The following is a 7,517-nucleotide window of genomic DNA, read 5'->3' as shown; positions in this document are numbered from 1 at the left end:
CCGGGCATGGAACCCGGCTATCCCCTCGGACCACGACTCGACCTGCTCAACCGTCAACGATTCATCGCACAGTCGGAACAACGAGCCAATCCAGCACCTGTCACGGCAGATGCGGTTGCAGTACTAGGGCTCCGCACGGCTCCCCCGCGCCCTTTGGGTGCCGGCCGTTCTTTCACGGGGGAGCCGCACATACGCAGGGGCACTGGGGCCGTGCTTCCGCGGCACTAACCGCGGGACTCGGGTCCCACCAGGTGCCGCGCGATCACCATCCGCTGGATCTGGTTGGTGCCCTCGACGATCTGGAGCACCTTCGCCTCGCGCATGTACCGCTCGACCGGGAAGTCCGCGGTGTAGCCGTAGCCCCCGAGGAGTTGGACCGCGTCCGTGGCGACCTGCATCGCGGAGTCCGTGCAGAACAGCTTCGCCATCGCCGCCCGCGCGCTGAAGTCCTCCCCGGCGTCGCGCAGCCGGGCCGCCGTCAGGTAGAGCGCGCGGCCCGCCTCGACCCGGGTGGCCATGTCGGCGAGCATGAACCGCAGCCCCTGGAAGTCCGCGATCGGCCGGCCGAACTGGCGGCGCTGGCCCATGTAGTCCACCGCGGCGTCGAGCGCGGCCTGCGCCACGCCGATCGCGCACGCGGCGATGCCCAGCCGCCCGGCGTCGAGCGCGGCCAGCGCGATCGCGAAGCCCTGGCCCTCCTCGCCGATCCGCCGCCCGTCGGCCACCTCGACTCCGTCGAAGTGCATCTGGGCGGTCGGCGAGCCCTTCATGCCCATCTTCCGCTCGGGCGCGCCCGCGCTCAGCCCGGGCGCGTCGCCGGGTACGAGGAAGGCGGAGATGCCGTGCGCGCCCTCGCCGCCGGTGCGGGCCAGCACCGTGTAGAAGTCGGCGAACCCGCCGTGCGTGATCCACGCCTTGGTGCCGTCGATCGTCCAGGAGTCGCCGTGGCGCACGGCCCGGGTGCGAAGGCTCGCCGCGTCGGAACCGGAGGTCGGCTCGGACAGGCAGTACGCCCCGAGCAGCTCGCCGCCGAGCATCGCGGGCAACTGGTCGGCGCGCTGCTGCTTGCTGCCGAACGCGGCCACCGCGTGGCAGGCGAGGGTGTGCACGCTGACGCCGAGCCCGACGGTCAGGCGCGCGGCCGCCAACTCCTCCAGCACCTGCAGGTAGACCTCGTACGGCTGGCCGCCACCGCCGTATTCCTCGGCGTAGGGCAGGCCGAGCAGCCCGGAGCGGCCGATCAGGGCCAGGGTCTCCCGCGGGAAGTGCCCGGCGTCCTCCTCCGCGCCGGCGGCGGGCGCGATCTCGCGCTGGGCGAGGTCGCGGGTCAGGTCGAGCAGCGAGCGGGCCTCGTCGGTGGGCAACTGCCGTTCGACCGGCTGCGGGCCTTGCTGGGGCATGGCGGCACATCCTCCCTGTGGGGTGGCGGCGGCCCCTCGCCTGGGTGTGGTGGAGCCGTCCGGTGAGAACTACCCCGTTCCCGTCGCTGTCTCCCACGCCGGGTTGCGGCAACGGTGATCAACGGGTCCGGCGGATGGAGTATGCCGTATGGCGGCGCCCGCGTCACAGGCGATTCCGCGCCACGAGAGCCCCACCGGGTCCGCAACCGCCCGGGCGGGCGGCCGCGTCCCCTGGTTCGGTGCCCGGGTGGTCCGGGCGGCGCGGGCGATCCGGGCGGATGCCGGCGAACGAAGCGGAAGGGCCACGTACTCTGCTGCGCATGGAGAGCTTGGGGGCGGCCGATCCCCGGTCGGTGGGCGGGTATCCGCTCTTCGCACGGCTGGGCGCGGGCGGCATGGGGCAGGTCTACCTGGCCCGCACGGTCGCGGGGCGGCCGCTGGCGCTGAAGACGGTCCGCGCGGAGTTCGGGTTGGACCCGGCGTTCGGCGAGCGGTTCGCCCGGGAGATCAGGAACGCGGACCGGGTGCGGTCGCCGTGGACCGCCGCCGTGGTCGACTACTCCCCGGCCGGCGCGAGCCCGCAGTGGCTGGCGACCGAGTACGTGGCCGCGCCGTCGCTGGCGGACTGGGTCCGCGAACACGGCCCGCTGTCCGGCGACAGCGCGGCGGCGCTCGGCGCAGAACTGTGCGAGGCGTTGCACGCGGTGCACCACGCGGGGCTCGCGCACCGTGACGTGAAACCGTCGAACGTCCTGCTGCCGCGGCCCCGCCCGCTGCTGATCGACTTCGGGATCGCCCGCGCCGCGGAGGACACCCGGCACACCAGCACCGGCGCGATGATCGGCTCGCCCGGCTACCTGGCACCCGAGCAGGCCACCTCCGGGGCCTCGGCCGAGCCGGGCGACCTGTTCGCGCTGGGCGCGGTGCTGGTCTACGCGGCGACCGGGCGCGGCCCGTTCAACCACCCGGGCGAGACCGCCTCGACACCGGCGCTGCTGTACCGCGTGGTGCACGAGGACCCGGACCTGACCGGCGTACCCGACGCGCTGCTGCCGGCGGTGACCGCGCTGCTGGCCAAGGACCCGACGGACCGTCCGACCGCCCTGGGGGCGGCCGAGTTGCTGCGCGGACCGGGCGGGGCCGCCGCGCCGGCGCCCTGGTCCGGGCAGTTGCCGCCGGGCCTGCGCGAGGAACTGGCCGCCCGCGAGGAGGAGATGCGGGCGACGCTGGGCGAGACCCCGGCGCCCGACGCGGCCGCGTACCCCGCCGGGCCGACGGCCGAGCCCGCCATGGCGCCCACGGCTGCTCCGCCTGTGCCGCCCGCGCCCAGCGCCCCGCCGGTCGCGGCCAGCACGCCGTACGGCCCGGCGTCCACGACGTTCCGTCACCCGGCCTATCAGGGGCCGCAGCCGGGCCCTCAGCAGCCGGCTCAGGGCCCGTCGGGGCCGCCGCCCGCCCACGGTTCGTCCGGCGGCCCGAACGGCCCCGGCTCCGGCCGCGGCGGGAGCCGGCGCACCGGGGTCGTCGTCGCGGCGGCGGTCGCCGTCGTCCTGGTGGTCGTGGGCTCCCTGGCCGTGCACCGCTGGCGGCAGCACACGGGCTCCGACGACCAGGGCTCCGACGCGAACGCGCCCACCACCTCGGCGACCGCGACCACGGCCGGAACCAGCACGACCGGCGGCTCCACCGGCGCCGACACAGGCACCGGCAACTCCGGCGGCTCCGGCTCCGGTTCGGACGACAAGCTGCCCGCCTCCTGGGTCGGCACCTGGTACGGCGTGGGTCCCGGCCTGGCCTCGGTCACCGGGAAGACCGAGGTCACCATCACCCTGACCGGCGGCGCCCGCGGAAGCGTGGTCGGCAAGGAGGTCACCCACGTCACCGGCGTGCTCTCCGGCCAGGACCTCGGCTGCACCGACACGCTCAGCCTCACCGAAGAGGCGGCCTCCACCATGATCTTCCAGGCGGTGGCCAGCGCCCCGTCCGACCCGTCCAGCGGCACCGTGTGCACTCAGGGCCGTATCTACACCCTCAGCCTCGACAGCGGCGGCAACACGCTGCGGCTCACCGACTACAGCGGTCTGTCGCTGGGCGCGCCCACCACGTTCGCCGAGCAGAACTAGGTTCGCCGAGCAGAACCGACCTGACCGGCACCAGCAACCAGCCTGCCGCCGACGCGAGTTGTGCTCAGCTGGCGTCGGCGAGCAGGAGGGTCCCCAACTGCTCGGGCGGGGCGGGGCGTCCGTAGAACCAGCCCTGACCGGTGTCGCAGCCCAGCTCGCGCAGGTAGTCGGCCTGGGCGCTGGTCTCCACGCCCTCGACGGTGACGGACAGGCCGAGGCCGTGCGCGAGGGAGACGATGCCCTCGACGATCTTCAGGTCGACCGGGTCGGCGGGGTGGTGGCTCATCCCCCGGGAGAACGCGCGGTCGAGCTTGAGCACGCTGACCGGCAGCCAGCGCAGCGAGGAGAGGTTGGAGTAGCCGGTGCCGAAGTCGTCCAGGGCGATCTCGACGCCGAGGTCGGCGATCCGGCGCAGCGGCTTCAACGAGTCCTGGTCGGCGCCGATCAGCGCGCTCTCGGTGACCTCCAGGCAGAGCGCCTCCGGGGCGAGCCCGCTGTCGTCCAGCACCCGGGTCACCTCGGCGACCAGGTCGGGATGGTGGAGCTGGATCGGCGAGAGGTTGACGTTCACCCTGGGGGCGCGCGCGCCTTGGTGGTTGCGCTGCCACACCTCGGCCTGCCGGACGGCCTGTTCCAGCACCCAGCGGCCGAGCGGCACGATCTGCCCGGTGTGCTCGGCGAGCGGGATGAAACGATCCGGCCCCAGCACGCCGTGTACCGGGTGGCACCAGCGGACCAGGGCCTCGGCGCCGTGCACGAGACCGTCGCTCAGCCCGATCAACGGCTGGTACTCGACGAAGAACTCGCCGCGCTCCAGCGCGCCGGGCAGCCGGTTGGTGAGGTTGTGCCGGGTGATCGCGCGGGCGTCGGCGTCGGGGTCGGCGACCTCGTAGCGGTTGCCGCCCAGCTCCTTGGCCCGGTACATGGTGATGTCGGCGCTGCGCAGCACGTCGGCGGCAGCGTGCGAGGCGGTCGGGGTGAGCACGATGCCGATGCTGCCGTGCACCGGCAGTTCGCGGCCGTCCAGGAGCACCGGGGCGGACAGCGCGGCCAGGATGCGGCCGGCCAGATCGGTGACGGCCGCCAGGTTCGGCGGGTCGGTGTAGAGGGCGACGAACTCGTCGCCGCCGATCCTGGCCACGAGCTGGTCGGGGGTGGTCAGGCAGTCCCGCAGCCGGTCTGCGACGGCGACCAGGAGCTGGTCGCCCACCGCGTGGCCGAGGCTGTCGTTGACGGCCTTGAAGCCGTCGAGGTCGAGGTAGCACAGGCCGATCCGGCGGCCCGCGTCCGTGCCGTCGTCGGTCGCCCGGTCGGTCGCGGCAGCGGTGGCGATGGCAGTGGCGGTGGCGGTGTCCAAGGCAGCAGTGTCCAAGGCAGCGGTCCCGCCCGGATCGCGGTCGCCCGTACTGCCGTTGCCGCCGTCGGCGGTGTTCGGCTCGGCGGCGTTCTGGTCGGCGGCGTTCGGCTCGGGCGTCGCGGGCACGGCGGGCAGGGCGAGTGCCTGGTCGAGTCGTTCGAAGAACAGGGCGCGGTTGGGCAGGCCGGTGAGGGCGTCGTGGGTGGCCTCGTGGCGCAGTCGCTGGAGGAGCTGGCGGCGCTCGGTGATGTCCTCGAGCAGCGCGAGTTGGTACTGGGGGCTGCCGGTCGCGTCGCGGAGCAGGGAGACCTGGAGGTTGGCCCACAGCACGGAGCCGTCGGCCCGGGGGTACGCCTTCTCGATGTGGTAGCTGTCGCGTTCGCCGCGGACCAGCTCGCCGTTGAGGGCCGCGGTGGTCGCCGGGTTGTCGATGTGGGCCCACTCCGAGACGGTGCGCTGCATGACGTGCTTCTCGCCGCCGAACATCCGGCTGAGCGCGTCGTTGACCTCCATGACGCGGCCCTCCACGTCGGCGATGCCGATACCGACGGAGGCGCCCTCGAAGACCGCGCGGAAGCGGGCCTCGCTTGCGGCCAGCGCGCGTTCGGCGTCGGCCTGGGCGGCCAGCGCGGCCCGGGAGATCGACTCCTGTTCCTTCAGGGTGCGTTCGCGCAGTGCCTGGGAGAACCCGACGGCGACGGCGTGCTGGAGGCGGGAGCAGCGGGCGCGCGCCTCGTCGGCGGGCAGGCCGCCGCCGGGCGGGCAGTACAGCACGAGGTACGCGTCGATGATGCCGAGGATGCTGGGCAGCGCCTCGGGGTCGGTGCAGTGCGCGTCGACGAGGGCGGCGCCGACCGGCACGGCGGCGCGCGGGTCGAACCGGTCGGCGCGCAGCGCGTCGCTGAGCACGCGGGCCAACGGCCGCAGGTACGACTCCAGTTCGGCCCGGGTCATGGAGGTGGCGGTCAGCGGGTAGACCGCGCGGCTCCATATGGCGGCGAACCGGCGCAGGCTGTCGTCGGCCTCCGCCTGGGCGGAGGCTTCCGTTTCCGCGTGGGCTTCCACCTCGGCGCGAGCCCCGGTTTCGGCGCGGGCTTCAACGCCGGCTTCGGCTTCGACGTCGGCTTCGGCGCGGGCTCCGATTGCGGTGGAGGTCCCGCTCCTGCCGGATGCTGCTGCGGCGCCGGAGGCTCCGATTGCGGCAACGGTACTGCTCCCGCCCGCGGCTGCGGGCCCGGCACCGGTCCCGGCACCGGTCCCGGCCCGCGCCGGTCTCGTGGCCGCCGGCTCGGCTCCGGTCCGGCGCGTTGCGTCCCCGGCCGCGGCCGGCTCGGCGGTCACGCCTTCAGCCCCACACCGGCGAGGCCGTGCAGAACCGACGGGTCGTCATCGTCGGCCGGCGGGGTGTCGGGCCGCCAGAAGGGCAGCGGCACGATGCCGGGCTGCACGATCTCGAAGCCGTCGAAGAAGGGCTCCAGTTCGGCGGCGGTCCGCATGATCAGCGGGGTGCTGGTGCGCCGGTAGACCTTCTGGACGTTGCGCTGGCCGGCCGGGGTCGGGCCGTACTCGGTGGTGGCGTGGGTGATGACGACGATGCTGCCGGGGGCCAGCGCGTCGCGCAGGGTGGCGATCAGCTCGGCGGGGCGGTCGTCGTCGGAGAGGAAGTGGACGACGGCCACCAGCATCAGTGCGACCGGCCGGGACAAATCGAGCAGCCTGCCGGTCTCGGGGGCGTCGAGGATCGACCGGGGGTCGCGCAGGTCGGCGGCGATGGCCGTCGCATCGTCGTTGCCCGTGAGGACGGCGCGGCTGTGGGCGACGGCGACCGGGTCGTTGTCGACGTAGACGACACGGGCGCCGGGGTGGCCGGCCTGCGCGACCTCGTGGACGTTGCCGAAGGTGGGGATGCCGGAGCCGATGTCCAGGAACTGGGTGATCCCGCGGTCGAGGGCGAAGCCCACCGCCCTGCGCATGACCGCCCGGTTGGCCTGACCGATCTTGGGTATCCCGGGGAGTGCACTGAGCGCGACCCGAGCCGCTTCCCGATCGACCTCGAAGTTGTGCGAGCCGCCCAGGAAGTAGTCGTAGATCCGGGACACGCTCGGCACGGTGATGTCGATGCCCTGTGGGGCCCAGGACGGTCGGTCGGTCACGGTCGGTGTCTCCAGATCGGGGGGAGTGCGGACACGGCAGGCGGGCACAGCCGGATCGGGCAGACTCCCGGATGCTCAACCGAGGTTACTGATCACATGTTCGGAGTGAAGCACATAACCGGAAATACGAGGTCCGTTTTGGTCAGCTACCACCGGCATGTGCATCTGCGAAAACGCGCACGTGCGGAGACGCGCACCCAACCGGAAAGGCCCGTGGCGCAGGAGCGCCACGGGCCCGACCTTAGCGTACGAAAATCGTTGGGATCAGTGCTGCGACAGGGCCACCGGCCCTTGCCGGCGCCTCAGCAGGCGCCCTCGTCCTTCCACACACCCCACTCACCGGTGGTGCCGGGCTGCTCGTTCGTGGTCCACCACTGGGCGAGCCACTTGTGGCCGCCGTACGAGACCTCGTCGCCGCCGTGGTAGACGGCGGACGCGCTCAAGCCCGCCCCGCAGGCGCAGTCGCCGCCGCCAGGCGGGGTGG

At 73.6% G+C, this 7,517-nt stretch carries 5 protein-coding genes; 1 reads left to right on the top strand and 4 read right to left on the bottom strand.

The window, feature by feature from the left end:
• Positions 1–224: 224 nt before the first annotated feature.
• Positions 225–1,400 carry an acyl-CoA dehydrogenase family protein gene (locus AC13HU_RS26750; RefSeq protein WP_483044521.1) on the bottom strand — a complete coding sequence of 392 codons (1,176 nt, stop codon included), beginning with the start codon at positions 1,398–1,400 and terminating at the stop codon, positions 225–227.
• A 320-nt stretch (positions 1,401–1,720) separates the two neighbouring features.
• Here AC13HU_RS26750 and AC13HU_RS26745 point away from each other — a divergent pair, with 320 nt between their 5' ends.
• On the top strand, positions 1,721–3,523 hold the full coding sequence (locus AC13HU_RS26745; protein WP_483044520.1) for a serine/threonine-protein kinase: 1,803 nt from the start codon (positions 1,721–1,723) through the stop codon (positions 3,521–3,523).
• A gap of 64 nt (positions 3,524–3,587) precedes the next feature.
• On the opposite strand, the gene AC13HU_RS26740 is transcribed toward AC13HU_RS26745, so the two are convergent.
• The 3 genes from AC13HU_RS26740 to AC13HU_RS26730 form a co-directional block, all read right to left on the bottom strand.
• Positions 3,588–5,945 carry a putative bifunctional diguanylate cyclase/phosphodiesterase gene (locus tag AC13HU_RS26740; RefSeq protein ID WP_483044519.1) on the bottom strand — a complete coding sequence of 786 codons (2,358 nt, stop codon included), beginning with the start codon at positions 5,943–5,945 and terminating at the stop codon, positions 3,588–3,590.
• Positions 5,946–6,217: 272 nt separating this feature from the next.
• Positions 6,218–7,033 carry an SAM-dependent methyltransferase gene (locus AC13HU_RS26735; protein WP_483044518.1) on the bottom strand — a complete coding sequence of 272 codons (816 nt, stop codon included), beginning with the start codon at positions 7,031–7,033 and terminating at the stop codon, positions 6,218–6,220.
• A gap of 302 nt (positions 7,034–7,335) precedes the next feature.
• Positions 7,336–7,517: carbohydrate-binding protein (locus AC13HU_RS26730; RefSeq protein ID WP_483044517.1), on the bottom strand; the 182-nt coding region annotated here is incomplete at its 5' end.

The sequence above is a fragment of the Streptomyces sp. NH27 genome (assembly GCF_056859195.1).
The sequence above is the reverse complement of the archived record's forward strand: the minus strand, read 5'-3'. Positions and strand labels throughout refer to the sequence as shown.

Bases quoted from the DNA above. Each gene is read 5' to 3' on its own strand.
- AC13HU_RS26750 (WP_483044521.1), bottom strand. From the start codon at position 1,400: ATGCCCCAGCAAGGCCCGCAGCCGGTCGAACGGCAGTTGCCCACCGAC.
- AC13HU_RS26745 (WP_483044520.1), top strand. From the start codon at position 1,721: ATGGAGAGCTTGGGGGCGGCCGATCCCCGGTCGGTGGGCGGGTATCCG.